At 59.1% G+C, this 24,948-nt stretch carries 21 protein-coding genes and 1 tRNA gene; 8 read left to right on the plus strand and 14 right to left on the minus strand.

Annotated elements, in window-relative coordinates:
* Positions 1-8: 8 nt before the first annotated feature.
* The gene (locus ACR0MS_RS10575; RefSeq protein ID WP_480572453.1) at positions 9-902 is read right to left on the minus strand and encodes an N-acetylmuramic acid 6-phosphate etherase; all 894 of its coding nucleotides are present in this window, start codon (positions 900-902) and stop codon (positions 9-11) included.
* A gap of 168 nt (positions 903-1,070) precedes the next feature.
* On the opposite strand from ACR0MS_RS10575, the gene ACR0MS_RS10580 reads away from it, so the two are divergent.
* The 8 genes from ACR0MS_RS10580 to ACR0MS_RS10615 all read left to right on the plus strand — a co-directional run bounded on the left by ACR0MS_RS10580 (position 1,071) and on the right by ACR0MS_RS10615 (position 10,012).
* Positions 1,071-1,946, plus strand: coding sequence for a glucosamine kinase nucleotide-binding domain-containing protein (locus tag ACR0MS_RS10580; protein WP_480572450.1), 876 nt, complete (start codon positions 1,071-1,073; stop codon positions 1,944-1,946).
* Positions 1,933-2,682, plus strand: a complete 750-nt coding sequence (locus ACR0MS_RS10585; protein WP_480572447.1) for a GntR family transcriptional regulator — start codon at positions 1,933-1,935, stop codon at positions 2,680-2,682. Before ACR0MS_RS10580 ends, ACR0MS_RS10585 begins: the two co-directional genes overlap by 14 nt.
* 19 nt (positions 2,683-2,701) lie before the next feature.
* Complete coding sequence (locus ACR0MS_RS10590; RefSeq protein WP_480572445.1) at positions 2,702-3,730, plus strand: SIS domain-containing protein; 1,029 nt, start codon at positions 2,702-2,704, stop codon at positions 3,728-3,730.
* Positions 3,727-4,860, plus strand: a complete 1,134-nt coding sequence (gene nagA, locus ACR0MS_RS10595; protein WP_480572442.1) for an N-acetylglucosamine-6-phosphate deacetylase — start codon at positions 3,727-3,729, stop codon at positions 4,858-4,860. Before ACR0MS_RS10590 ends, nagA begins: the two co-directional genes overlap by 4 nt.
* A 142-nt stretch (positions 4,861-5,002) precedes the next feature.
* A tRNA-Gly gene (locus tag ACR0MS_RS10600) sits at positions 5,003-5,077 on the plus strand.
* A 126-nt stretch (positions 5,078-5,203) separates the two neighbouring features.
* Positions 5,204-7,024, plus strand: coding sequence for an ABC transporter transmembrane domain-containing protein (locus ACR0MS_RS10605; protein ID WP_480572439.1), 1,821 nt, complete (start codon positions 5,204-5,206; stop codon positions 7,022-7,024).
* Between the two features lie 161 nt (positions 7,025-7,185).
* Positions 7,186-9,075, plus strand: coding sequence for an acyl-CoA synthetase (locus ACR0MS_RS10610; protein WP_480572436.1), 1,890 nt, complete (start codon positions 7,186-7,188; stop codon positions 9,073-9,075).
* Positions 9,076-9,088: 13 nt separating this feature from the next.
* A complete protein-coding gene (locus ACR0MS_RS10615) occupies positions 9,089-10,012 on the plus strand; it encodes an alpha/beta hydrolase (protein WP_480572433.1) in 924 nt (307 codons plus the stop codon).
* On the opposite strand, the gene ACR0MS_RS10620 is transcribed toward ACR0MS_RS10615, so the two are convergent.
* The 13 genes from ACR0MS_RS10620 to ACR0MS_RS10680 form a co-directional block, all read right to left on the minus strand.
* Complete coding sequence (locus tag ACR0MS_RS10620) at positions 10,013-10,849, minus strand: alkaline phosphatase family protein (protein WP_480572430.1); 837 nt, start codon at positions 10,847-10,849, stop codon at positions 10,013-10,015.
* 138 nt (positions 10,850-10,987) lie between these two features.
* Positions 10,988-12,625, minus strand: a complete 1,638-nt coding sequence (locus tag ACR0MS_RS10625) for an ABC transporter ATP-binding protein (protein WP_480572427.1) — start codon at positions 12,623-12,625, stop codon at positions 10,988-10,990.
* A complete protein-coding gene (locus ACR0MS_RS10630; RefSeq protein ID WP_171120411.1) occupies positions 12,622-13,437 on the minus strand; it encodes an ABC transporter permease in 816 nt (271 codons plus the stop codon). The genes ACR0MS_RS10625 and ACR0MS_RS10630 overlap by 4 nt, the downstream gene beginning before the upstream one ends.
* Complete coding sequence (locus ACR0MS_RS10635; protein WP_480572424.1) at positions 13,434-14,390, minus strand: ABC transporter permease; 957 nt, start codon at positions 14,388-14,390, stop codon at positions 13,434-13,436. Before ACR0MS_RS10635 ends, ACR0MS_RS10630 begins: the two co-directional genes overlap by 4 nt.
* A gap of 16 nt (positions 14,391-14,406) precedes the next feature.
* A complete protein-coding gene (locus ACR0MS_RS10640; protein WP_480572421.1) occupies positions 14,407-15,993 on the minus strand; it encodes an ABC transporter substrate-binding protein in 1,587 nt (528 codons plus the stop codon).
* A gap of 124 nt (positions 15,994-16,117) precedes the next feature.
* Complete coding sequence (locus tag ACR0MS_RS10645; RefSeq protein WP_480572699.1) at positions 16,118-18,109, minus strand: CocE/NonD family hydrolase; 1,992 nt, start codon at positions 18,107-18,109, stop codon at positions 16,118-16,120.
* A gap of 51 nt (positions 18,110-18,160) precedes the next feature.
* Positions 18,161-19,264: a glycerate kinase type-2 family protein gene (locus ACR0MS_RS10650; RefSeq protein ID WP_480572419.1), complete on the minus strand. Its 1,104-nt coding sequence runs from the start codon at positions 19,262-19,264 to the stop codon at positions 18,161-18,163.
* Positions 19,264-19,701, minus strand: coding sequence for a D-aminoacyl-tRNA deacylase (dtd, locus tag ACR0MS_RS10655; RefSeq protein ID WP_480572417.1), 438 nt, complete (start codon positions 19,699-19,701; stop codon positions 19,264-19,266). The genes ACR0MS_RS10650 and dtd overlap by 1 nt, the downstream gene beginning before the upstream one ends.
* 20 nt (positions 19,702-19,721) lie before the next feature.
* Complete coding sequence (locus ACR0MS_RS10660; protein WP_480572415.1) at positions 19,722-20,390, minus strand: nitroreductase; 669 nt, start codon at positions 20,388-20,390, stop codon at positions 19,722-19,724.
* A 100-nt stretch (positions 20,391-20,490) separates the two neighbouring features.
* Positions 20,491-21,579, minus strand: coding sequence for a TFIIB-type zinc finger domain-containing protein (locus ACR0MS_RS10665; protein ID WP_480572413.1), 1,089 nt, complete (start codon positions 21,577-21,579; stop codon positions 20,491-20,493).
* Positions 21,580-21,617: 38 nt separating this feature from the next.
* Complete coding sequence (locus tag ACR0MS_RS10670) at positions 21,618-22,766, minus strand: SPFH domain-containing protein (RefSeq protein WP_480572410.1); 1,149 nt, start codon at positions 22,764-22,766, stop codon at positions 21,618-21,620.
* Between the two features lie 22 nt (positions 22,767-22,788).
* On the minus strand, positions 22,789-23,745 hold the full coding sequence (locus tag ACR0MS_RS10675; RefSeq protein ID WP_480572407.1) for a DUF2927 domain-containing protein: 957 nt from the start codon (positions 23,743-23,745) through the stop codon (positions 22,789-22,791).
* 4 nt (positions 23,746-23,749) lie between these two features.
* Entirely contained in the window at positions 23,750-24,940 is a 1,191-nt protein-coding gene (locus ACR0MS_RS10680) for a toxic anion resistance protein (RefSeq protein WP_480572404.1), read from the minus strand.
* Positions 24,941-24,948 lie beyond the last annotated feature (8 nt).

The raw sequence follows: 24,948 nt of genomic DNA on the forward strand, positions 1-24,948 counted from the left end.
CCAGTTGGTTAGCAGTTGTTGTGTATTTCCAATGCGGTGCTCAGGATGCCGTTCGTCGCCTCTAGCTGGGCGTTTGCTTTGGCCAGTGACAGGCCGCGTGCTGCGATCAGGATGGCGGGCTTTACGTCGCCGCCTGCATTGTCCAAAGCCGTTTGCGCCGTGGCCGCATCCACTTTGGCGATCCGCGAGACGATGCCCGCAGCCCGCGCGCGCAGCTTGTCGTTGTCAGCGCGCAGATTGACCATCATGCCGTGATGTACGTGCCCAAGTTCGAGCGCCATCAGCGAAGACAGCATATTCAAAGCGATCTTCTGCGCCGTCCCCGCGCCCATCCGGGTTGATCCGGAAATCAGCTCAGGCGGCGTGGCCAGAAGGATCGGGATGTCGGCCCCTTCCAGCAGCGGGCTATGCGCGTTGTTGGCGATGCCGATCACGGCGGCACCTTTTTCTTTGGCGATTTCGCAGGCCGCCAGTGTGTATGGCGTGGACCCGCTGGCCGACACTGCGATAACCGTGTCATTGCCCTGAAGGTCCTGCAGATCATTTCTGAGGCCTGCATCCTCGTCCTCGGCGGCGCCAGGCATTTCGACACCGGTTGGTAGCCCGCCCGCCATGTGAATCCGCAACTGGCTTGCCGGGATTGAGAACGTACCCCCAAGCTCTTGCGCATCGGCGGCTGCCATAAGGCCAGAAGAGCCCGCAGCAATATAGTGAAGCACGCCGCCGGAACGGATGGTTTCTGCCATTGCTGCCGCTCCGCTTGCTACGGCGTCCACCGCCTCAAGCGCGGTGTTTGCGGCGGCAATCTGCCCCAAAGCCAAGAGGCGGGCGGACAGAGTCAGGTCGCCCCGGTCAAGCCGCGCGGCGTCTTGGTGCAGTTGTTCAGTCGACGGCAGCGTCAAGAGAATCCCCCATTGGTTTCCCTTACAATACCTATTCAATACCACTTGTCTATAATTTTCTTTTGAGACTAAGAAATCCGAAGGAATTTGCAATTTACTCGGAAAAATTGTACGAAGTGGTCTATTTTCGGCTTTCCTGACAGCAATAGGTATTATAATGGTATTGTCATGACTGAGTCTCGAAATAGCGCCGTGTTAGCGGTTGATGGGGGTGGAACGCGGTGCCGTGTTGCTTGCGACATGGATGGTGTCGTCCATTCCATCGAAACCGGTCCGGCCAATGTTTCGAGTGATTTTGAGGGCGCGGTTGAGCAGATCAGTATTGGTCTGGAGCAGTTGGCCAAAAGTCTGGGCCTCAGAAAGAACGACTTGCTTCAATGGCCGTCCTTTATTGGATTGGCCGGGGTGACCGATGCCGAGATTGCGTCCCGATTAAGGGTGTCTTTGGGTTTGGCGCAGGCCCGGATCGAGGATGACCGGCCCGCAGCCCTGCGCGGGGCCTTGGGTGCGCGCGACGGCTTGATTGCACATTGCGGCACTGGTTCATTTCTTGCGGCGCAGATGGGTGGAGAAATGCGGTTCGCTGGCGGATGGGGGTCTGTTTTAGGCGACGAAGCCTCGGCCCAATGGGTCGGGCGCCGCGCTTTGACTGAAACGCTGAATGTGGTCGACGGGGTTGGGTCGGAAACCGACCTGACGCGAAAGCTGCTGACCCGTTTCGACGGGGCTGCTGGTATCGTGGACTTTGCCGGGGCTGCAACGCCTGACCAATTCGGCGCCCTTGCGCCCGAGGTGACCCTGGCGGCACGTGAAAATGATGCTGTCGCCAAACAGATCATGCGGGCAGGGGCTGATTATATTGCGTCGATGGCAGCGAAATTGGGCTGGCGCGCAGATCAGGCGTTCTGCCTGACAGGAGGGATCGCGTCGCATTATGCGGACTATCTGCCATCGGAGATGCAGACCGCCCTTCTTGCACCATTGGCGGAACCTCTGGCCGGAGCATTGGAATTAGCGAAGGAGATTCAGCATGAGCATAACTGATTTCCTGCGCGCAGACCTGTGGCTTTCACCTGAAAACGGCCCACGATACGTTCAACTGCGACGCAGGTTGCAGGAGGGGATCGACAAAGGTGTGCTTGCCCCCAATTCGTCGCTGCCGTCCGAGCGTGAACTGGTTGAAATTACCGACTTGTCGCGCGTCACTGTGCGCAAGGCGATACAAGAACTTGTGCAGGAAGGCGTCATTGAACAGCGACAGGGGTCGGGTTCTTTTATTCGCGAACGCGTCCCAAAGGTTGAGCAATCTCTGACTCACCTGACATCGTTTACCGAGGATATGTCGACCCGCGGCATGAAAACCGCGTCCAAATGGCTTGAGCGCGGAGTTTTCGCGCCGACTGCCGAAGAAATCAGTGCGCTGAACCTGTCGGAGGGCGAGCAGATTGCCCGTATCTATCGGTTGCGTGAAGCAGATGGTCGCCCCCTTGCGCTTGAGCGCGCGGCGCTGCCCTTGGATATCCTGCCAAATCCGATCGAGGTGACGACCTCACTCTACGAGGTTCTTGACGGTCTGGGGCGTCGTCCGGTGCGGGCTGTTCAGAAAATCTCGGCACTCAACCTTGCTGCGCGCGAGGCTGAGTTGCTGGAGGTTCCCGAAGGTGCTGCAGGTTTGAATATCGAGCGTATCTCATTTCTCAAGAACGGGCGGGTCGCGGAACTGACCCGGTCGTTGTATCGCGGCGACGCCTACGACTTTGTGGCCGAGCTGCGGTTGTAACCGGAAGGACCGGAAGTTCATGTCAGAAACTACTTCGAAAATGCGCCAGGAGATTCTGGAGATCCCTGCGGCGGTTGACAGGTTGCTGTCCCAAGGCGCGCCGGACATCCAGACTGCCGCTCAGATTTTCCGCGAGGCTGACCCGCGCTTTCTGATCACGGTGGCGCGCGGATCGTCTGATCACGCGTGCAGCTACATCAAATATGCAAGTGAGCTGTTACTGAACCTTCCCGTCGCTTCGGTCGGGCCATCGGTCAGTTCGATTTACGGGGTTGAGTTGCAGGCAAAAGGCGCGGTCTGCCTGTCTGTATCACAGTCCGGGCAAAGCCCGGATATTGTGGACCTCGCACGCTCGTTGGGCAGATCAGGGGCTGCAACGGTTGCGATCACCAACAACACCAGTTCCCGTTTGGCTGAGGTCGCCGGTGCTGTCCTGCCCCTGCACGCCGGGCCCGAATTGAGTGTAGCGGCCACCAAAACCTTCGTGACGTCGCTAGTTGCCGGGCTTTGGTTGCTGGCAGAGGTCAAGCGCGATGCGGGCCTTCTGAAGGCCATCCAAGCCTTACCGCCGCTGCTTGAAAAGGCCGCTCATTGCGACTGGTCTGCGGCGGCGGACACCATCACGGGTAGATCGTTGTTTACCCTTGGGCGGGGCCCGTCCTTTGCAATTTCCGGCGAGGCGGCGTTGAAGATCAAGGAAACCTGCCAGATTCACGCAGAAAGCTATTCGGTGGCCGAAGTTCTGCATGGCCCGGTCTCGATCGTGGAAGACGGATTCCCGGCTATCGTGTTCGCCGCCAGTGACGCAGCCGAACACGCCACGGCTGAAGCCGCCGATGCATTGGCCGGGAAGGGGGCAGCCGTCTTTGCGACCACGGACAAGGTCACGCAGGCCAGCCCGCTTCCGGTCGTCAAGACTGGCCATTGGATCACCGATCCAATCACTGCCATAACTGCCTTCTATGGTATGGTCGAATCCGTGGCCAGTGCCCGCGGGATCGACCCCGATGCGCCGCGGCATCTGAAGAAAGTGACTGAGACGGTATGACAAATCACACGGTAACCTACCGCAATGGTCCCATCTTCGACGGCAACCGTTTGTTGTATGACCACGCGATCACCTTCCGGGATGGGGCGGAAGGCGAAATCCGACCCGATTCTGAGGCGGCTGGTGGTGAAATTGTCGACCTGAAGGGTGATATTCTAAGTCCCGGCTTTTGCGACCTGCAGGTCAATGGCGGAGATGGGATCATGTTCAATGATGACCCCTCGGTGCAGACGATCCAGCGGATCGCGGCGGCTCACCGTCGTCTGGGCGTTGTGTCGCTGTTGCCCACGCTGATTACGGATACGGCAGAGAAAACACAGGCGGCCATTGACGCGACCGTGCAGGCGGTCCGCGATGGCGTTTCCGGGGTGGCGGGGCTGCATCTGGAAGGACCTCACCTGTCGGTGGCGCGCAAGGGCGCCCATGATGCGGACCTGATCCGACCGATGGAAGACACGGATTTGGCGGCTCTGATCGCTGCGGCAGACGCGCTGCCCTGTCTGATGGTCACGGTTGCGCCCGAGGCGGTGACCGAGCAGCAAGTTGCCGCGCTCCATGACGCCAGGGTTTTGGTATCTCTGGGGCATAGCGATGCGGACTTCGCTACGTGCCAGCGCTATGCAGCGGCTGGTGCGCGGTGCGTGACGCATTTGTTCAACGCGATGAGCCAGCTTGGAAACCGGGAACCCGGTCTTGTAGGGGCTGCGCTGGCAAATGGCGGGCTTTCCGCCGGTATGATTGCTGATGGCATTCACGTGCATCCCGAAGTCATGCGTGCTGCGTGGGCGGCCAAGACGTCTCCGGGGCAGATATTCCTTGTCAGCGACGCGATGGCCGTTGCGGGCACGGACCAGACCGCGTTCGAGCTGGAGGGCCGCAGGATCACGCGGTCGAACGGGAAACTCACGCTTGAGGATGGCACCTTGGCCGGGGCCGATCTGGATTTGACGACGGCCATCCGCGTTCTGGTTACGCAGGTTGGTGTACCTTTACCGCAGGTCTTGGCTGCGGCGACATCCTATCCTGCGCAATTGATCGCGCATTCTGGTGCGCTGCACCTTGGGTATGCGTCGATGATCCGTATCTCGGCAACGCTCGACTCATGTGATTGGCTTCCGCCGAGGGATTAAGAAATACCGCCTGACCGGTCCTGATTTCCGGGACCGCCCCGGTATAGCTGATCCCGCAGAACCTTTATCCGATGAAATCGAAATCAGCCCCAGAACTGCGCTTGACGGCACCTTGCGCATCGCTTAAACCGACCTCCGCTGAGCGGGCGTCGTATACTGGCTATTACCTCAGCCTTCCAAGCTGATGAAGCGGGTTCGATTCCCGCCGCCCGCTCCAAATCAGCTTAAAACTCTGCGTCAAAAGGCCCTTTGAGGGTCCAAATTCTGGCGCTCTGCTTGACCCCAACCCTTCGTGCGGTCAAGAAGCCTTCACTCAAGCGCGAACACGACATAAGGCCCAGACATGGCAAGATCCGACGCCGCCAAGCCCGCAGGACATTCCGCACCCGGTGCGACTGAAGAGCGTGTGGGCTCTAAGAAAATAGGCGTTCTTGCGTCTTTGTGGCCCTTCATGAAGCCGTACCGATTGCTCATGATGGGGGCGGGGCTCGCCTTGGTTCTGACGGCTGGTATGACCCTGACGTTGCCTCTGGCGGTGCGTCGCGTTGTCGATAATTTTCGGATCGAAGATGGCGAACTGCTTGATTGGTATTTCCTTGCCGCGCTCGCGATTGCCGCTGTTCTGGCTGTCGGGACTGGCATCCGCTATGCGCTTGTAACCAAGCTGGGCGAACGTGTGGTGGCGGATATTCGCAAGGCGGTTTTCGACCGTGTGATCGGGATGAGCCCCGAGTTCTACGAACGTATCATGACCGGCGAGGTTCTAAGCCGAATTACGACGGATACGACGCTGATTCAGTCGGTCATTGGGTCTTCTGTTTCCATCGCTCTGCGGAACATGCTGATGTTTGTCGGTGGTCTGGTTCTGATGCTTCTGACCTCGGCCAAATTGACGGGAATGGTGCTGCTGCTGATCCCGTTGGTCGTGGTTCCTATATTGGTGCTGGGTCGTCGTCTGCGGGTGATCAGCCGTGAAAATCAGGATTGGATCGCGGCCTCGTCCGGTAACGCGGGTGAGGCGTTGACGGCCGTTCAGACCGTGCAAGCCTTCACCCATGAACACGCAAGCCGCCAGCAGTTTGGTGAGATGACCGAGACCTCGTATGTCGTGTCGCTGCGCCGTATCCGCACACGCGCCGTGCTGACCGTGATTGTTATCTTTCTGGTGTTTTCAGGCATTGTCGGGGTGTTGTGGATGGGGGCGAATGACGTTCGCAACGGTTTGATGACCGAAGGCGTTCTGATCCAGTTCGTTATCTACTCGATCATAATGGCGGGTTCAGTCGCCGCCCTGTCGGAAATCTGGAGCGAGTTGCAACGCGCGGCTGGCGCGACTGAGCGATTGGTCGAACTGCTGAACGCGCAGGACACCGTGACCGATCCTGTCTCCGCCTCTCTCTTGCCGACGCCTGTGCGCGGTGAGATCAACTTTGACAAGGTTACATTCCGTTATCCCGCACGACCTGATGTCGTGGCGCTGGATCACCTGTCTCTTACGGTCAAGCCCGGTGAAACTGTAGCATTCGTGGGGCCGTCGGGCGCTGGAAAGACGACGGTCATCCAGATGATCCAGCGTTTCTATGATCCGGATTCAGGCCGTGTCAGCCTTGATGGTGTCGATTTGCGGGATCTGGACCGGAATGATTTCCGCAGTCACATGGCCCTCGTGCCGCAAGACCCGATCATCTTTGCGGCGTCGGCCCGCGAAAACATCCGATTTGGTCGTCTGGACGCGTCTGATGCAGAAGTGGAATCTGCGGCTCGTGCCGCTGCCGCGCATGATTTCATCTCGGCCCTCCCGGAAGGATATGACAGTTTTGTTGGCGAGCGCGGCGTGATGCTGTCAGGGGGGCAGAAACAGCGCATCGCCATCGCGCGTGCAATTCTGAGAGACGCGCCGGTTCTATTGCTGGACGAGGCGACCTCGGCGCTGGATGCCGAAAGCGAGCGCGCGGTTCAGGGTGCGGTAGACCAGATGCGCGCAGGTCGCACGACGCTGATTGTGGCGCACCGCCTGGCGACGGTCAAAAAGGCGGATCGGATCATCGTGATGGAGGCTGGGCAGATCGTCGCGCAGGGCACTCATGATGACCTGGTGGCACAGGATGGGCTGTACGCGCGCCTGGCCCGGCTTCAGTTTACCGACGGAGTTGCCGCTGAATGAATGAGATGACGTTGGGGCAGTGCTGAACACTCCGCTGCGTCACGCTGCAAAATTGCGCAGTTTTAGGCTATCCGCCTGCTTGCACGTATACGGTTTTACTTCCATCCTGTGACGGAATTTAAACCCGGGCGTGACACGGGAAACAATCAGGGAGGAGCCGCATGGCCTTTGTCGGTGTGGAAGACAAGCTAAAACTGGAGCAGGAAATGCCGTGGAAGGATCGGGATGTTCCGGTCACATTCCATCAACTGCTGTCCCGAACTGCGGGTAAGTTCCCCAACAACAACGCGATTAGCTTCCAGCTCATGTCCGGTCCGACGGACAAGGCCGAAACGCTCACGTGGTCCGAATTGCTTGGAAAGGTCAATCAGGCGGCGAACCTGTTCCGCTCGCTGGGCGTGGGTGAAAAGGATGTGGTGGCCTATATCCTGCCCAATTGTAACGAGACGCTGATCACCATGATGGGCGGTGCAGTGGCAGGGATCGTCAACCCGATCAACCCGCTGCTGGAGCCTGAGCAGATTGCTGCGATTCTGCGCGAGACCGGCGCAAAAGTTGTTGTCACGCTGAAATCTTTCCCCAAGACGGATGTCGCGCAAAAAGTCGAAGAGGCTGTGCGCCACGCGCCCAAGGTCAACACCATCCTTGAGATTGACCTGAACCGCTATCTGACGCCTCCCAAGTCGTGGCTGGTTCCGTTCCTGCGTCCCAAGATGGGCGACAAGGAACATCTGGCCCATGCGAACTACAAGAGTTTCAACAAAGAGCTGGCAAAGCAACCTACGACACTGGCCTTCGAAGACAGCAAGGAAGACCGGGTCGCCTGCTATTTCCACACCGGTGGCACCACGGGCATGCCGAAAGTGGCACAGCACAAGTATTCTGGCCTGATTTACAATGGCTGGCTGGGCGATACGTTGCTGTTCACGGACAAAGACGTTGTGATGTGCCCGCTGCCGATGTTCCACGTCTTTGCGGTTCACGTGATCATGATGTCCGCCGTGTCCTCGGGCGCGCATGTGGTGTTCCCGACACCGGCCGGATATCGCGGCGACGGCGTGTTCGACAATTTCTGGAAACTGATCCAGCGTTGGAAAGTCACGTTCATCATCACCGTGCCCACCGCGATTGCCGCCAAGATGCAACGCCCGGTGGATGCGGATATCTCGACCGTGAAGACAGCGTTCTCAGGTTCGGCTCCGCTGCCGGTTGAGCTGTTCCGCCGCTTCGAAGAGGCGACCGGTGTCACCATTATCGAAGGTTACGGTCTGACCGAGGCGACGTGTCTTGTGTCATGTAACCCCACAGATGGAGAGAAGAAGATCGGCTCGATCGGGATTCCGTTCCCCTACACGGATGTCAAAATTCTGAACGATGGACAGGATGGCCCGGCAGAAGCCGCCCCCAACGAGATCGGTGAAATTTGTATCTCGAATCCGGGAGTCTATGCTGGGAACACCTATACCGAGGCGGACAAGAACGCGGATCTCTATCACTATGACAAGTATCTGCGCACCGGCGATCTGGGCCGTTTCGATGAGGATGGCTATCTGTGGATCACGGGCCGCGCCAAGGATCTGATCATTCGGGGTGGCCACAACATTGACCCCGCCGAGATCGAAGAGGCGCTGCTGGGGCACGACGCCGTTGCCTTTGCCGGGGCGATTGGACAACCCGATGCCTATGCGGGTGAAGTGCCCTGTGCCTTTGTTGAACTGGTCGATGGCGCCTCAGTTACCGAAAAAGAGCTGATGGAATATTGCGACGTTCATGTTCACGAACGTGCCGCGCAGCCCAAGCACATGACCATTCTGGACGAGCTTCCCAAGACCGCAGTGGGCAAGGTGTTCAAACCCGAACTGCGTAAACAGGCAATCACGCGTATCTATAACGGCGCGCTGGAAAAAGCGGGCGTTGATGCCCGTGTGGTCTCAGTAATTGACGACAAGAAACGCGGATTGGTTGCACAGCTTGACGCGAACGGTTCCTCGGACGACGATGTCGGTAAAGTGCTGGGCTCATTCACCCGGCCATGGGAATGGGCTGCCTGATCGCGGAGGGGACATGGATTATGAACGCCTGATTGACGAAGAAACCTGGGCGTTCATAAGACGAACGGCTGAAAGCTATCCCGATGACGCGGTCGAGTTGTCGATTGAGGACCAGCGCCGTGTCTATGACGCGATGTGTCAAGACTTTCGCCAACCGCGCCCCGCAGGGGTTGAAACAGAAGACAGGCATGCCGACGGCGTGCCTGTTCGCGTCTATACTGCAGGCGTTCCCACTCGAACGGTTGTGTACCTGCATGGGGGCGGCTTTGTCGTCGGCGGTCTGGACAGTCACGACGATGTCTGTGCCGAGATTTGTGCGCAAACCGGGTATCGGGTGGTCGCGGTGGATTACCGCCTGTGCCCGGACCATGTTCATCCCGCTCAGTTTCAGGACGCCTGGACTGCGGTGAACTGGGCTGCAACGGAATACGGGGATGCGCTGGTATTGGCCGGGGACAGTGCCGGAGGAAATCTGGCAGCGGCCGTCGCTCATCACGCGCGCGGGCGATTGGATTCGGTTTTGGGGCAGGTGTTGATCTATCCCGGCTTGGGCGGGGATCGGGCGAAAGGGTCGTATCTTGAACACGCCCATGCGCCGCTATTGACGTTGGAGGATATCGTTTTCTACGAAAAGGTGCGGTGTGGCGGGCCGGCTCCGCAGGATGACCCAACTTACGCGCCGTTGCACGACAGCGATTTCTCGAACCTGCCGCCGACTGTTGTCATAACAGCCGACTGTGACCCGCTACGCGATGACGGGCCGGACTACTGCGCCCGGATCACCGAGGCTGGCGGCAAAGCGCATTGCATCAACGAAGCAGGGCTGGTGCATGGATATTTGCGGGCGCGCACTTCGGTCAAACGCGCTGCGGATAGTTTTGAGCGGATCTCGGTCGCGATCGAGGCGCTGGGCCAGCAGATATGGCCTTACGACTGATTACTTGAGAAACGGCTGTGCCTTCATCGTCTCGGCCACGGGCGCGCCCATGCGGGTCAGGACTGTCGGCGCAAGCTGAAGCTGGTCGATGACCGCATCCGCTTCGGGGCCTTCCGCATCACCGAAATAATACAGCGCTGTTTCCTGCTGCAACGGGCTGCGGCCTCCGTGATGGCCGCGTTCGTCCTGACCGTGATCGGCGGTGACGATCACTTCGTACCCCAGTTGCCGCCAGCGGTGAATGAAGGGGGCGAGCATCTCGTCCATGACGAAACAGGCGTGATCCATTTCCTCGCTTTCATGGAAAAAGCGATGTCCCATACTGTCCAGCGTGCAGGTGTGCAGGATGCCGTAATCCAGCCCGAAGCGCAGGCACATGTTCGTTAGCTGGGCGAACAGGTCAACGTCACAAGGCGTCATCTGGTTGGCCTTGCCATAGCCGGTCATGGTGTGGAACCGGCCGTGATTGATCGTCTTGCTGTCCGGTTCGTCATATTCCACGTCACGCACGTAGTCGAACGGGTGGCGGTTGAAGAACTGTGACCAGTAGCTGTGGGTCACAGCGCCGGTAACACCGCCAGACTCGCGCACCTGACTGAACACGTCCTTGTGGCTCAGGCGGAAGACATTGCCATTGCCTGTGCAGCCATGTTCCTGCGGCGTCACCCCAGTGTGGATCGAGGCATAGCAACTGGCCGAGGTCGATGGCAGCACCGAGCGCAGCTTCCACACGCGCGCCTCACCGCTGTCGACCCAGCCTTCAAGATTGCCGAACAAGCGGCGGAAATTGCGCCACGGAACACCGTCGAGGATGATGAGGAGGAGTTTGCGGTCCATGGTTCGGCCTTTTCATGGGGTCTTTCGGCGACCCTACGAGATTCGCAGGGCAGGGGCAGCTTGTTCCCGCCCCAAATAGCAAAATCCCGACACCTGTTTGTGACAAGCGCCGGGATTTTGTGGTTGTTTTGCGTTCGATCAGTTCCCCGCGCTCTCCATCTTGCGGTGGGCGACAACCTCTTCCAACCAGCCCAGATGCATCTCGGGGACCGAGCTGAGAAGAAGGTCGGTATAATCGTCGAACGGCGGGCTCAGCACCTGAGACTTGGGGCCGTAGCGTACAACGCGGCCCTGATACATCACCGCGATACTGTCGCTGATCGCACGGACTGTCGCCAGATCGTGGGTGATGAACAGATAGGCCACATCCTCGATCTTTTGCAGGTCCAGCAGCAGTTTCAGGATGCCATCCGCCACCAGCGGGTCCAGCGCCGAAGTAACCTCATCACAGATGATCATCTTGGGCTTGGCCGCCAGAGACCGCGCGATACAGACACGCTGTTTTTGCCCGCCCGACAGTTCTGCCGGATAGCGGTCGATGAACTTCTCGCCCAACTCGATCTCATCCAGCAATTCGATGATCCGCTTACGCTTTTCCGCGCCACGCATGTTGAAGTAGAACTCCAACGGGCGGCCGATGATGGTGCCAACGGTCTGACGCGGGTTCATCGCAACGTCCGCCATCTGGTAGATCATCTGCAATTCGCGCAGGTCCTCGCGGGTGCGGCCCTTGAGATCAGCCGACAGCTTGCGTCCGGCAAAGGTGATCTCACCATCACGGGGCGGAAGCAGGCCGGTAATCACCCGCGCTAGCGTGGATTTGCCTGAACCGGATTCGCCCACAACCGCCAGTGTCTGCCCCGGATGAAGCTCGACGTTGACGTTGTGCAGCACGTCAAAATTCAGCCCCTTGTAGCGTGCGGTGATCCCGTCAACGCTCAGCACCGGTTCCGGTGTCGGCTGTTTCTCTTCATGTTCGATCGAGCGGACCGAGACCAGAGCCTTGGTATACTCTTCCTGCGGGTTGTTAATGATCTGATCGGTGTTGCCGTATTCGATCGTGTTGCCCATGCGTAGAACCATGATGTCGTCGCTCACCTGCGCCACGACCGCGAGGTCGTGCGTGATGTAAAGCGCGGCGACGCCGGTGTCTGCGATGGCCTCTTTGATGGCCATCAGAACGTCGATCTGGGTGGTTACGTCCAGCGCCGTTGTGGGCTCATCAAACACCACCAGATCGGGTTCGGGACACAGCGCCAGCGCAGTCATACAGCGCTGTAGCTGACCGCCAGACACCTGGTGTGGATACCGCTCACCGATATTGTCGGGGTCGGGCAGGCCCAGCTTGGCAAACAATTCCCGCGCGCGTTTTTCGGCCTCTTTGCGGCTGAACTTTTTCTGTTCCACCGCAGCTTCAACTACCTGATCCATGATCTTCTTGGCGGGGTTGAAGGACGCTGCTGCGGATTGAGACACATACGTGACCTCACCCCCGCGCAGCTTGCGGATATCGCCATATGAGGTCTTCAGGATGTCGCGCCCGTTGACCCAAACCTCGCCTCCGGTGATCTCAACTCCACCTCGACCATATGCCATCGAAGCAAGGCCGATGGTGGATTTACCGGCGCCGGATTCACCGATCAGTCCCAGCACCTTGCCGCGTTCGAGGTCAAAGCTGACCCCGTGCACGATCTCGATGTCATGGGGTTTCTCACCCGGCGGATAGACGGTCGCGCCGATCTTGAGGTCGCGGACCTTGAGAAGGGTATCACTCATCCCCGGCCTCCTTTCAGCGATGTGGTGCGGTTCAGGACCCAGTCAGCCACGAGGTTGACCGAGATCGCCAGCGTTGCGATGGCCACAGCCGGGTACAGTGCCGCGCCGATGCCATAGACGATACCGTCCTTGTTTTCTTTCACGATCCCGCCCCAATCGGCCAGCGGCGGTTGTACGCCCAAGCCAAGGAACGACAGGGTGGATACGAAGAGAACCGCAAAGATGAAGCGCAAGCCCAGTTCCGCCACCAGCGGTGACAGGGCGTTTGGCAGGATTTCACGGAAGATGATCCATGACTGGCCTTCGCCGCGCAGCTTGGCGGCTTCGACATAGTCCATCACGGCGATATCCACCGCGACCGCACGGGCCAGACGGTAAACACGGGTCGAATCCAGCAGACCCATAACAAGGATCAGAACCGGGATGGTCACGGGAACCATGGCCAGAACGACCAGCGCGCTGATCAGCGTCGGGATCGACATGATCAGATCGACGGTCCGCGACATGACCTGATCGGCCCAACCGCCCAGCACAGCAGCCAGAAACCCAAGGATCGAGCCGGTCACAAAGCTGAGGATCGTCGCAGCCGTTGCGATAAAGATCGTCGTCCGCCCGCCATAGATCATACGGCTGAGAAGATCGCGTCCGATATTGTCGGTGCCCAGCCAGAACTGTGAACTCGACGGCTCCCACACGTCGCCCACGACCTCAGCCATTCCGTAAGGGGCCAGCAGGGGTGCGAGCAGCGCGATGATGAAGTAGAGGGCTGTGAAGGCCAGCCCGATCATTGCAGAGATTGGGATGTTCTTCATTTCGGATGCCTCAGCCTTGGGTTGGCAAGAATGGCAACGATGTCGGCAACCATGTTCAAACCGATATAGATCGCGGCAAAGATCACGCCGCAGGCCAGAACCACCGGAACATCACGCTTGGTCACGTGGTCCACCAGATACTGCCCCATGCCGGGATAGACGAATACCACTTCGACCACGACGACGCCGACAACCAGATAGGCCAGGTTCAGCATCACCACGTTGACAATCGGCGCGACCGCGTTGGGCAGCGCGTGGCGATAGATGATCTTGAAGTTGGTCAGACCTTTCAGTTCAGCCGTCTCGACATAGGCCGACTGCATCACGTTCAGGATCGCGGCGCGGGTCATGCGCATCATATGCGCAAGGACCACAAGCGTCAGAACGATGACGGGCAGGGCGATCGAGTTCAGCTTTTGGCCAAGTGTCATGCTGTCATTGATCATCGCAAGCGGTGAGAACATGCCCAGCTTCACAGCGACGAAATAGACCAGAACGTAGCCGATCAGAAACTCGGGGATTGAGATCGTGGTCAGCGTGACCGCCGAGATCAGCTTGTCAGGCCAGCGGTTACGGTAGCGCACGGCCAGCAGGCCGAGAAAGATCGCAAGCGGGACGGAAATAACCGCCGCCCAAAATGCAAGAAACAGGGTATTGCTCAGACGGCCGCCGACAGATTCGGCAATGTCGAGCTTGTTGGTCAGGGATTGTCCCAGATCACCTTGAACAAGGCCCCCCAGCCATTCGAAATAGCGGGTCAGCGCAGGGCGATTCAGGCCCATCTCTTCGCGCAGGTTGGCAAGGGCTTCTGGGGTTGCGGACTGCCCCAGGACGGCTTGCGCGGCGTCTCCGGGAAGGGCTTCGGTCATGCCAAAAATCAGGGCCGAAGCGCCGAGCAGCAAAAGGAGTCCCAGCGCCAGGCGCTGGGAAACCAGTTTCAATATAGGATGCATAAATCCGTGACCCGTATCAGGCGAACCACAGTTTACGAGACACGTTGCCGTTCATCATCTCTTGGGTCGGATCGGACTCCCACCCGGCAAGCTGGTTGCTGACGCCTTCGACAAAGTCGTTGAACATCGGGCAGATCAAGCCGCCTTCGTCGCGGACCATTTGACCCATCTGGCTGTAGATGTCTTTACGCTTGTCGTTGTCCAGCTCTGCACGGGCCTGGAACAGCATCTCGTCAAAGGCCGGAACCTTGAAGCGCGTGTCATTCCAGTCTGCGCTGGACAGATAGGCGGTCGAATACATCTGATCCTGCACCGGACGGCCACCCCAGTAAGAGGCGCAGAAGGGCTGTACGTTCCAGACCTCGGACCAGTAGCCGTCATTGGGTTCGCGCTTGATTTCCAGCGGGATGCCAGCCTGCGCTGCCGTCTGCTGGAACAGCGCCGCCGCATCCACAGCACCGGGGAATGCGCCATCTGCAACACGCAGGATGATCGGCGAGCCGTCGTGACCGGATTTCTTGTAGTGTTCGGCCGCTTTTTCGAGGCTGAATTCACGCTGCGGGATCGACCCGTCGAACAGCGGATAGGCCGCGTTGATCGGCATGTCATTCCCGATGGTGCCATAGCCACGCAGAACTTTGTCCACCAGTTCCTGACGGTTGATTGCGTGCTTCAGCGCCAGGCGCAGTTCGTTCTGATCGAATGGTGCGGTGTCGCAGTGCATGATGAACACATAGTGCCCGCGACCAGCGGTCGAATGTACGGTCAGGTTGGGCGCACGACCCAGCAGGTCTGCGACCTTGGGCTCGACGCGGTTGATCGCGTGAACCTGACCAGATTGCAGCGCGGCGGTACGGGCCGTTGCATCGTTGATGACGACCACTTCGACACTGTCGAAATTGCCGAAATCCGGGTTCCAGTGGTTGGCGAACTTCTTGAACACGTGGCGCACGCCGGGCTCATCGACTTCCAACTGGTAGGGGCCGGTCCCGATACCCGCGCCGGGGTTGTCCATGCCGCCATCGGGCTGAACGATCAGGTGGTAATCGGCCATAAGGTAAGGAAGGTCGGCGTTCGGCTCGGTCAGCGTGACTTGGAAGTTGTCGCCATCGGCCTTCATCGACTCGATGCCCTTCATGATGCCCAAAGCACCGGACTTGGAGTCTTCGTTCGAATGGCGCTCCATGGTCTTCAGCACGTCTTCGCTGGTCATGGTTTTGCCGTTGTGGAATTCCACGCCCTGACGCAGTTTGAAGGTCCAGACCTTGGCGTCGGCGCTGCCCTCAACGCTTTCAGCAAGGCGCGGTTCGATCGAGCCATCAGGCGCAACTTCGACCAGTTGGTCACCGAATTGCTTACCGTTTTGGAACGGAACCGAGCTTGCATAGGTTGCCGGGTCAAGCGAGTTGGTCGACTCGCCGCCTTGCAGACCGAATTTCAGGTCACCGCCTTTTTTCGGGCCTGCCGCGCGTGCAGCGTCCGCGAACATTGTGCTGGCCATTGCTGCCGATACACCCAAGGCCGCGGCTTTCCCCATGAATTCGCGACGGGTCAGCTTGCCCGCTGTGACCTCTTTGGTCATGTGAGTGAGTTGTTCGTTCATCCAATGATCTCCCAATTGGTTGGATTTTTGGCCCTTGGTGGGCTTTTTATTGACGCGTGAGTCAAGTTAGGCGTAATTCGGTCTTTTGAGCAAGGATTAATGTCTAACCTTTGCAGCCCGAAAATCACATCTGGTTGCGTGGTATGGTACCCTCCAGTTCCTTAGAAAACACCTTGGTCTCTCCCTCATAGGCGGTCAGTTTCGCCCGCAGGAAAAAACTAGTGCGATCTGACCACATTTGACAGGATGTTTCGGTGCGCAATTCGATACCGTCCCGCTGCAATTCCTGTGTCCAAAGGCAATACCCCTTGGCGGAGAGGGGGTCATCCGGGTGGATCGACCAGCATTCGTAGGCGGTTCCGCCATTTGTCAGGCCATGGTGATTGTCAGTGGTCAGGCCAAAGTCATCTTCGATGATCAGACGGGTTTCACCGGTGTTCATATCCGTTTCGACACGTCTGGAATTCCGGGCTTCTCGAAGGATGGTGGCATCGCGTGGCACCTCGGATTCGGCTGGCGGGAATACATGCTCGTCTGTTTCGGTCGGACGAACAGGGATTGAGATTTCACCCTGAGACAGGTGCAGCTCGACCGGTTCCGGCGAGGGCCAGATCAAGGGCCAGTAGGCACTTGAAACAGCAACGCGCAGGCGGTGACCTTTCGGAATCCGATAGGCGATGTGATCCAAATCCAGCGTGACGTCGTACGCGACGCCGGGTGACAACGGGGTAGGCTGGGCGTGGCTGTCGCGATGGGACAGGTTCAAGACGCCATAGGTGACGCGTGTCGACGCCCCGTCCGGGTGCAGGTGGTTCAGACGTATGGCAACCTGCGCCTGAGGACGGTCGGCGCTGATCCGCAGACGAATGCGGGGCGCACCGACGATATCCAGATCCTCGTCCAGCGGGTTGCTGTCAAAACAGGCAGACAGGGCGTCGTCAGTGCGCTGATCACCCGGCATGTCCGGACCCAGCCAGATGGCGCAATACTCGCCGCTTTCCATACCGCATGTCTGAGGAGACCTGACTTTGACGTCCAGAGGTCCGGCCTCACCCAACCCGGAATTGGTCAGGTGCCAATCCTGCGTCGGCAAATGGGATGTCGCGCCTTCATTCTCGGCGATCCAGCGTCCGGGACGGTCGTTGTACCAGCGTTGCGGGCGAACCCCATCCATCAGATACGCGCGGAAATCCGGGTCGTTCTCAACCCCGGTATCCGCCCCTTTAAGCCAGTGATCCCACCAGCGCAACGCCTCTTGCAGAAACCCGATCCGGGGTTCGGGCACCGCGAAATGCGGATATTTGTGGACCCATGGCCCAACGATGCCTTTGGCTGGGGCCTCCAACTGCTCAACCAGCAAGGGAACCGTGTTTTTATATGCGTCGCCCCAGCCCCCGACGGCCAATGTTGCAGCCCGGATCGCGCTGAAATCCTCGCAAACCGAGCCATGCTGCCAATACGCATCCCGCGTCTGATGGCGGAGCCAGACCGAAGGCAGGAACGGTTCATTCTCAAGCCGGTCCAGCCACAGTTCACGCCAATTCGGACGCAAGGCAGGATCGGGCGCGCGCGAGGAATAGGACCACATTGTTGCGCCCCATCCGAGGTTTTCGTTCAGCAGGCACCCGCCCTTATAGTGGATGTCATCCGCATAGCGATCGGCGGTGGAGCAGAGCGTGATGATGGCCTTCAGTGCTTCGGGCTGCATGGCCGCGACCTGCAACGCGTTGAAGCCGCCCCAGCTGATACCCATCATGCCGACATTGCCCGAGCACCAGGGTTGCTGGGCCAACCACTCTATCGTTGCGACAGCATCGTCCAGTTCCTGCTGGGTGTATTCATCCTCCATCAGCCCTTCGCTGTCGCCATTCCCGCGCATATCGACACGAACGCACGCGTAGCCGCGCTTGGCAAACCAGGGATGGGTCAGAGCGTCGCGAGTCGCGGTTCCGTCGCGCTTGCGATACGGTAAAAACTCCAGAATGGCGGGAACGGGGGTGTTGGCAGCAGTCTCCGGCATCCAGATACGTGCCGAAAGGCGGCAGCCGTCCGGCATGCGGATGCCGACATCCGGCAGATCCTGAATTTCCTGCAGCGCGTTGGGATTGGGCGTCATAGTCTCAGTCTCAGGGTCTTTGTTTTTTCCGGTCATCTGAAAATCGTCAAATCACGTACGGATTGCGACAAGCAGGTCCATCACGTTTGTCCCGGTCGGCCCCGTAACCAGCAAGGCCCCCACCTGATCCAGATAGCTGCCGCTATCGGCGTTTTTCAGCGCGTCTTCCGCTGCTGGATTCCAGGTGGACCCATCAATCACGGCCCCCGCCGCCTGAGTCGGGCCATCGGTTCCATCGGTGCCGCCGACCACCACTGTTAGGTCCGGGATGCCCGCAACCTCTTTGGCCAAGGCCAGCGCCAGCGCCTGATTGCGGCCACCGCGCCCCGGATTATCGGGCAAAACCACCGTTGGCTCTCCGCCAAAGACCATGACGCCCTTCGGCATGTCGCGCAGACGTTGTCCCAACTGCTTTGCGACCTTCAGATAATCAGCGTGCAGACATTCTTCATTCGCATGCACCTCGCAGCCTTCTGATTTTGCGGCAGCAACCGCAGCAGCCCGGGCAATGGCGTTGGAGGCCACGATCTGGGTCGCGGCCTGAAATTTGGGCGCGTCGGGCAATGCGCCAATACCCGACCCGATGACATTCAGATCGTCGCCGGGCACGTCAGATACCGCCAGCACAGTCACCTTATCGCCGTGGAAATGCGAGAGCAGCCCTCCGCCCTTGATGCGCGACAGCTTGCGGCGCTCGGCGTTCATGGCCGTTATGTCCAGCCCTTCGGATAGCAGCTTTTGGTTCAGTTGTTCCAAGTCAGCCTGCGTTTTACCGGGTATCAGGTCTTCGGCGAGTGAGGATGCACCACCTGACACCAACAGCAGCAAATGCGAGGCAGGCCCCATGGCTTCAACGGCCTCGCGCAGGGCGCGGCCCCCGTCAAGGCTGCGAGAGTCCGGCACGGGGTGCGCGGCTTCGATGACAGTGACATGATCGGGCAGGTCTCGTCCGTGATCATCTTTAGTGACAACCAATGTCGGTTTCGGCCCAAAGTGTTCCAGCGCGGCCCGCGCCATGGCTGCGGCAGGTTTGCCAACGGCCAGAATTTGATCGGGTGGCGCAATGCTGTCCAAGACTGCCGAGGTTGCCGCATGTCCGCCGACTGCATCCACACCGGCTTGCCAGATGCGAATTGCACGTTGTTTCTGATCCATCAGCTTTCTACCCAAATCGTAACGGGGCCATCATTGACCAGTTCTACTGCCATATCCGCCCCGAACTGCCCTGTTTCCGTTGGCACATCTATCGCCCCCAACTGCTCAGCGAACACTTCGTACAGGCGTTTGCCAAGATCGGGAGAGGCCGCTTCTGAAAATCCGGGGCGATTTCCGCGCGACGTGTCAGCGGCCAGCGTGAATTGGCTGATCACAAGGGCAGAGCCGCCAATGTCCAGAACGGACCGGTTCATCTTGCCTGCATCATCTTTGAATATCCGTAGCTTGGAGATTTTGGTTGCAAGCCGCTGTGCGGAAGCCTCATCATCCCCCTGCATAGCACACACAAGTACCATGAGGCCGGGACCAGTTCGCCCGATCACCTCGCCATCCACCGAAACCTTGGCGTGAGAGACCCGTTGTAATACTGCGCGCAATCCGTTTCTCCAATATGTTCTTAGCCGAGCCAGTCGACAAAAGCGTCCGGGCTGGCGCGGTCCGTGCGGAAGCCGTTGGCGGGGTGGTCCTTGTCGGCATAGCCAAAGGATATCGCGCACAGGATCAGGCGGTCTTGGGGGATGCTAAAATAGCGGTGCAGGAACGAGCCATAACTTGCCACTGCAGCTTGCGGAATGGTGGCCACGCCAAGGGCCTGAGCCGCAAGCGTAAACGCAGTGACGAAACCGCCGCAATCCATCGCCCCGTAAGATCCAAGTTCAGCCGGGCTGGACAGGATCGCGCAGTGCGGCGCGCCAAATAACGAGAAGTTCTCCATCATTTGTCGTGCCGACGCCACGCGGTCGCCTCGTTCGACTCCGACGGCTTGATAAAGGGCCCACCCGCATTCTCGGCGGCGATCCCTGTAAACGCCCGAATAGGACGTAGGGAAGGGCAGGTCAGGCGCAGGTGAGCTAGACGTTGCCTCCTCTTGCAGGGCTTCGCGAAAACGCTCGGTTTCCGAGCCGCTGGTGATCACAACTTTCCAGGGTTGCGCATTGCACCAACTGGGCACGCGTCCCGCGCTGGTCAGGATGTGTTCGATGTGTTCCCGGGGAACCGGATCGGGTCGGAATGCCCGACAGGAGTGGCGCTCAGCCAATAGCGTGTTCAGGTCCGATAACGTCACACAGGCCTCCCCATCGGCGTCGACGGGGCGAGGATGGCGTGTGGCTTGAGGATGTTCAAGCGATTAAACGGCGAAACCTGTCTTGTTTCCGAACGCTTGGTTATTGTTGTCCGGTCGCGATCAGATACCCAACGCCTGCCGCGACCAGCAGGCCGGCAACAACCGCGATCGTAATCTTGATCGCCGACCATGGACGCTCACCCTGAACGCGTCCGGTACGTCCGTTGACAACAAACCGATAGGTCTGGCCCCGGTATTTGTAGGCGGCCATCCAGACCGGCAGCAAAATATGCTTGAACGTCACATCGCGCACGTCCGTATCCACCGAGTGAATACGTTGACGATCCCCACCGATATCGAACCGGACATCGCGTTCAATCACTCGGGCCATATGTCCGCGTGCCTCGGTGTATCCGTCCTGCAGTTCAACCGTGTAGGCCTCGGCGCGAAAGCCTGCCAGATATTCGGGCTGATAGGGCTCCAGCGCAGGCAGGTCCCACGGTTCCAACGCATCCGTATAGCTTTTGGGCAGGGACCGAGAGGCCAGCACCAGAACGTCATCGAAAAAGCGCGCGACCCGACCCGATTTCGGGGACCAGCGGACCTTGGCGACTTGCTGTTGCACCCGTTTTCCGTCACGCATCATTGTGCGGGTTTCGTAATAGACCGTCCCACGCTCACCCCGGTAAGAGGATTGCGTATCCGCGTCGAACGTCCAGTAGGGTACATAAATGCCCTGCATCTTGCGCCCTTTGCGGGCATAGTCCTTTAGGCCATTGGGCGCGAACCACAATCGGCCAAGCCAGTCCCCCATAGCTTTGTGCGCAGAACGCTCGTCCAGCGCAAAGGGCAGAACGCCGCGTGGCTTGATATGTCGGCTGACACCGGTGCCGGTGACTACGGGCGTGGCGCAGAACGGACATTCGGCTGCATGGGTGTCCGGGTCAAACTCGACTTGGGCTGCACAGTTGGGGCAGGTCAGAACGCGTGTTTCTTCGATTTCACCTTCGGGCAGGCTTTCGGACAGGGCGGCGTTGAAATCCAGCTCTTTCAGGCTTGCACCGCCCCAAGGACCGGCGGCGATGCTCTCGGAATGCCCGCAATGATCGCAGGTCAGGGTGCCGTCACCGGGGTTGAACCGATAATCCGCACCGCATTGATCGCAGGGAAAACGATGTTCCTCGGTCATGCCGCCCCCTCGTTCATCTCTGACAAACGCGGAACCAATCAGGCACCCGGAGGTGGCGGCGGCAAGATGGTGAACAACTGCGCCAGTTCCTGAACATCACCCGCCTTTTTCCATCCGTCCTGCCCCGCCGTCCAGACGTGAGTGTCGCGTGTGATTTCACCCTCGGCGGCCATGCGCCCCATTTTAGCCTTGGAAAATGGCCCGCTGGTCTGCCCATCCACGGCGATATGCCAGACATGCTCGACGGGTGGCGGTGGCGGCGGTGCGGCTTGCGCCGACGGTTGCGGGGCAGCGGGGGCGGGGCTTCCCCACGGGCCGCCCGGCTGACCCGCTGCCATGTTCGACATCTGCTGGGCCATCGCCATTCCCATGCCCATTCCAAGCCCGGCGCCCATACCGCCGCCTTGACCGGGATTGTTGGCAGCCGCCGTCATCGCCTCGGCCGCCGAGTATTGTGTGAACTTGCCCAGATCGCCCGCCAACCCCATCGAAGTACGCTTGTCCAGCGCTGCCTCGACCGCAGGCGGAAGCGAGATGTTCTCTATGTAGAACTCGGGCATTTCCAGCCCATAGCTGTCCAGTACGGGCGAGACCTCGGCCGCGATCAGCTTGCCCAGATCGGCGGTGTTGGCGGCCATGTCCAGAACCGGAATGCCCGATCCTGCGATCACGCGGCTGAACTCCTGCACGATGATGTTGCGGATCTGAAAGCTGATCTCATCCATGGTGAACTCGCCATCAGTTCCGACAATCTCGACCATGAACTTCGCGGGGTCCTTGACGCGGATCGTATAGGTTCCGAATGCGCGAATTCGGGTCGGCCCGAACTCGGGGTCGCGCAGCATGATGGGGTTCTTGGTGCCCCATTTCAGGTCGTTGAACCGGGTGGTGTTGACGAAATAAATCTCGGACTTGAACGGCGACTGAAACCCGTGATCCCAATGCTGCAGGGTTGTCAGGATCGGCATGTTGTTGGTTTCGAGCATGTAAAGCCCCGGAGTAAACACATCCGCCAACTGTCCTTCATGCACGAACACGGCTGACTGCCCCTCGCGAACCGTCAGCTTGGCGCCATATTTGATAGCATGGCCTTCGCGCTCGAACCGCCAGACCATCGTGTCGCGGGTGTCGTCGACCCAGTGAATGACGTCGATAAATTCGCCGGTCAGAAAATCGAAAATACCCATTTGGGGTCTCCTTTCAGGGGGCTCATAGCGGCTGGCCCATCAATTCGCGTGCAATAATGCGGACCACCGGGCGCGCGTTGTCCACCGTCACGCCGGGTTCGAGGCGCGGATCGTACAGCATGGTCAGCAGCTTTTCGTCATGGCTGGTCAACAGCGCAAATTCGTCATCGTCGTTGAATATGGAAGGCCGGGCCGCTGGGCTGTCGTTGGACAATCCCAAACCTTGCGCGATTTCTTCGTGAATGCAGCTACGACGCAGCAATTCCGGCAACTCGGTTCGGATCAAGGTGACGGCACGCACGTATTTGTAAGGTGACGAACTGGTGGCTGAAGCAAAGACGAAGCAGTCGATATTTGCGCGCGGATTGGCAACCAGTTCCAGCGAGGCCTGACTGATATTCGGGATAAGCTCTTTCAGGCGGGTCACAACGTAGGCACTGTCATCCTTGCCTGCGAAAAAGACATGAAAATTGGCGCGGCGATTCACAACCGAGATCGGGTGCCCGGTCAGCTTTGCCAGTCGAGCCGTAAAGGATTCAACCTCGGCAGCATCCTGCGTGCGCGTGGCCGGCAAGACCGAGGGGCCGAACTCCGTCTGTACGCGGACAGGCCCCGACCAACGACTGAGCTGACCATCCGTCTGCCGCGACGAAGCTGCGACCGCATGATCGGGATACTCGCTGTAGAAAGCGATAGCCTCAAAATTTCGTGCCAAGTCGTCTGCATCGAACGGTGTATCCGGCCCACCGCCGTCCGTGCGCAGCAATCCGCGCGTCAGCAAATCGCGCTCAACCCGTTCATAAAACCGCGCAAGGTCCTGACTAGCAGCGGAGGGCGGGGCATAGGCATTCGCCGCTGGCGCCGGGGCAGGCGGGCGCGACTCGGGGACGATGGAAGACGTCAGCGTCTCGTCACAATTGGCCAGCGCCAATAGTGAAACAAAGCCCAATAGAAGTTTTAGAAATCCCGGTCGCCGCATTCTGTTATCCCGGCACAGCGGTGCCGGCGTTGTCGCCAGTTCCGTCCTTGCGGGCTTTGGCGGCAGCCAATGTGTCGCGCAATTCCGTCTCCATCTTTTGCAGTTCCTGTTCGGCGGCGGCGCGCCGTGCCTTACCTTCGTCTGCAATTGCAAGGCTTTCGTTAATCGTCCCGATCAGATCGGCATTGGCCTGTTTGACCGCTTCGATGTCAAAGACACCACGTTCCATTTCTTCGCGGATCATCTTGTTCGACTGCCGCAGGTTGGCCGCGTTCGATGTCAGCAACTCGTTCGTCAGGTCATTTGCATCCCGAACCGCTGCGGCTGCTTCGGCGCTGCGCTGGATGGTGACGGCCTGCGCCAATTGCGTCTCCCATAGTGGGACGGTGTTCACCAGTGTCGAGTTGATCTTGGTTACCAGCGACTTGTCGTTTTCCTGCACCAATCGGATCGAGGGCAGGGACTGCATCGTCACCTGCCGCGTCAGCTTCAGGTCGTGGACCCGGCGCTCCAGATCGTCCCGGGCGGCGCGAATATCGCGCAACTCCTGTGCCTTCATCACCTGTTCTTCTTCGGGCGCGGCCTCAACTTCGGCTTCCTTTTCGGGAATGTCGTGGCTGTCCAGCTCGGTCAGCTTTTCCTCGCCAGCGGCGATGTAAAGCGCGAGCTCGTCATAAAACCCAAGCGTCTTTTCATACAGCAAATCCAGCGACTTGATGTCCTTGAGCAACGTGTGTTCATGCCCCAGCAAGTCGTCTGTGATCCGATCGATCTGGCCCTGAACCTCTTCGTATTGCGCGGTGAACTTTGCAAAGGGGGCCGCTTTTCCGATCAGCTTCTCCCACCAGCTTCTTTCGCGGCGCACATCCAACTCACTGACCGAAAAGCCCCGGATCGTGGTCACGATATTGCGCAGGCTGTCTCCGGCAGGGCCGACGTCTTTGTTGCGCACGTCCGCCAGCATTGCCTGGCTGATCTCCTGCAACTCGGCCTGGGCGGATGACCCGAACGCGACGATCGAATTCGTGTTGCCCATGTCAATCTCGTCCATGCGCTTGCGGATTTCCGCGCTTACGGGTTCGTCCGCGTCCTCAAGCGAGACCACATCGGTCGTGGGTTCGGGGAGCGCGACGGCCGTTACTTCCTGTACCAGCGTTTCTGCTTCTACCGCCTTGTTCTTGATCTCATTGGACATGTGAAATC

The organism is Ruegeria sp. CJ2 (assembly GCF_056536745.1).

Excerpts from the sequence above, each read along its gene's own strand:
- ACR0MS_RS10640 (WP_480572421.1), bottom strand. The coding sequence starts at position 15,993 with ATGAACGAACAACTCACTCACATGACCAAAGAGGTCACAGCGGGCAAG.
- ACR0MS_RS10625 (WP_480572427.1), bottom strand. The coding sequence starts at position 12,625 with ATGAGTGATACCCTTCTCAAGGTCCGCGACCTCAAGATCGGCGCGACC.
- ACR0MS_RS10580 (WP_480572450.1), top strand. The coding sequence starts at position 1,071 with ATGACTGAGTCTCGAAATAGCGCCGTGTTAGCGGTTGATGGGGGTGGA.
- ACR0MS_RS10605 (WP_480572439.1), top strand. The coding sequence starts at position 5,204 with ATGGCAAGATCCGACGCCGCCAAGCCCGCAGGACATTCCGCACCCGGT.
- ACR0MS_RS10590 (WP_480572445.1), top strand. The coding sequence starts at position 2,702 with ATGTCAGAAACTACTTCGAAAATGCGCCAGGAGATTCTGGAGATCCCT.
- ACR0MS_RS10610 (WP_480572436.1), top strand. The coding sequence starts at position 7,186 with ATGGCCTTTGTCGGTGTGGAAGACAAGCTAAAACTGGAGCAGGAAATG.
- ACR0MS_RS10650 (WP_480572419.1), bottom strand. The coding sequence starts at position 19,264 with ATGGATCAGAAACAACGTGCAATTCGCATCTGGCAAGCCGGTGTGGAT.
- ACR0MS_RS10675 (WP_480572407.1), bottom strand. The coding sequence starts at position 23,745 with ATGCGGCGACCGGGATTTCTAAAACTTCTATTGGGCTTTGTTTCACTA.
- ACR0MS_RS10645 (WP_480572699.1), bottom strand. The coding sequence starts at position 18,109 with ATGACGCCCAATCCCAACGCGCTGCAGGAAATTCAGGATCTGCCGGAT.
- ACR0MS_RS10670 (WP_480572410.1), bottom strand. The coding sequence starts at position 22,766 with ATGGGTATTTTCGATTTTCTGACCGGCGAATTTATCGACGTCATTCAC.
- ACR0MS_RS10620 (WP_480572430.1), bottom strand. The coding sequence starts at position 10,849 with ATGGACCGCAAACTCCTCCTCATCATCCTCGACGGTGTTCCGTGGCGC.
- nagA (WP_480572442.1), top strand. The coding sequence starts at position 3,727 with ATGACAAATCACACGGTAACCTACCGCAATGGTCCCATCTTCGACGGC.
- ACR0MS_RS10585 (WP_480572447.1), top strand. The coding sequence starts at position 1,933 with ATGAGCATAACTGATTTCCTGCGCGCAGACCTGTGGCTTTCACCTGAA.
- ACR0MS_RS10630 (WP_171120411.1), bottom strand. The coding sequence starts at position 13,437 with ATGAAGAACATCCCAATCTCTGCAATGATCGGGCTGGCCTTCACAGCC.
- ACR0MS_RS10665 (WP_480572413.1), bottom strand. The coding sequence starts at position 21,579 with ATGACCGAGGAACATCGTTTTCCCTGCGATCAATGCGGTGCGGATTAT.
- ACR0MS_RS10615 (WP_480572433.1), top strand. The coding sequence starts at position 9,089 with ATGGATTATGAACGCCTGATTGACGAAGAAACCTGGGCGTTCATAAGA.
- ACR0MS_RS10635 (WP_480572424.1), bottom strand. The coding sequence starts at position 14,390 with ATGCATCCTATATTGAAACTGGTTTCCCAGCGCCTGGCGCTGGGACTC.
- ACR0MS_RS10680 (WP_480572404.1), bottom strand. The coding sequence starts at position 24,940 with ATGTCCAATGAGATCAAGAACAAGGCGGTAGAAGCAGAAACGCTGGTA.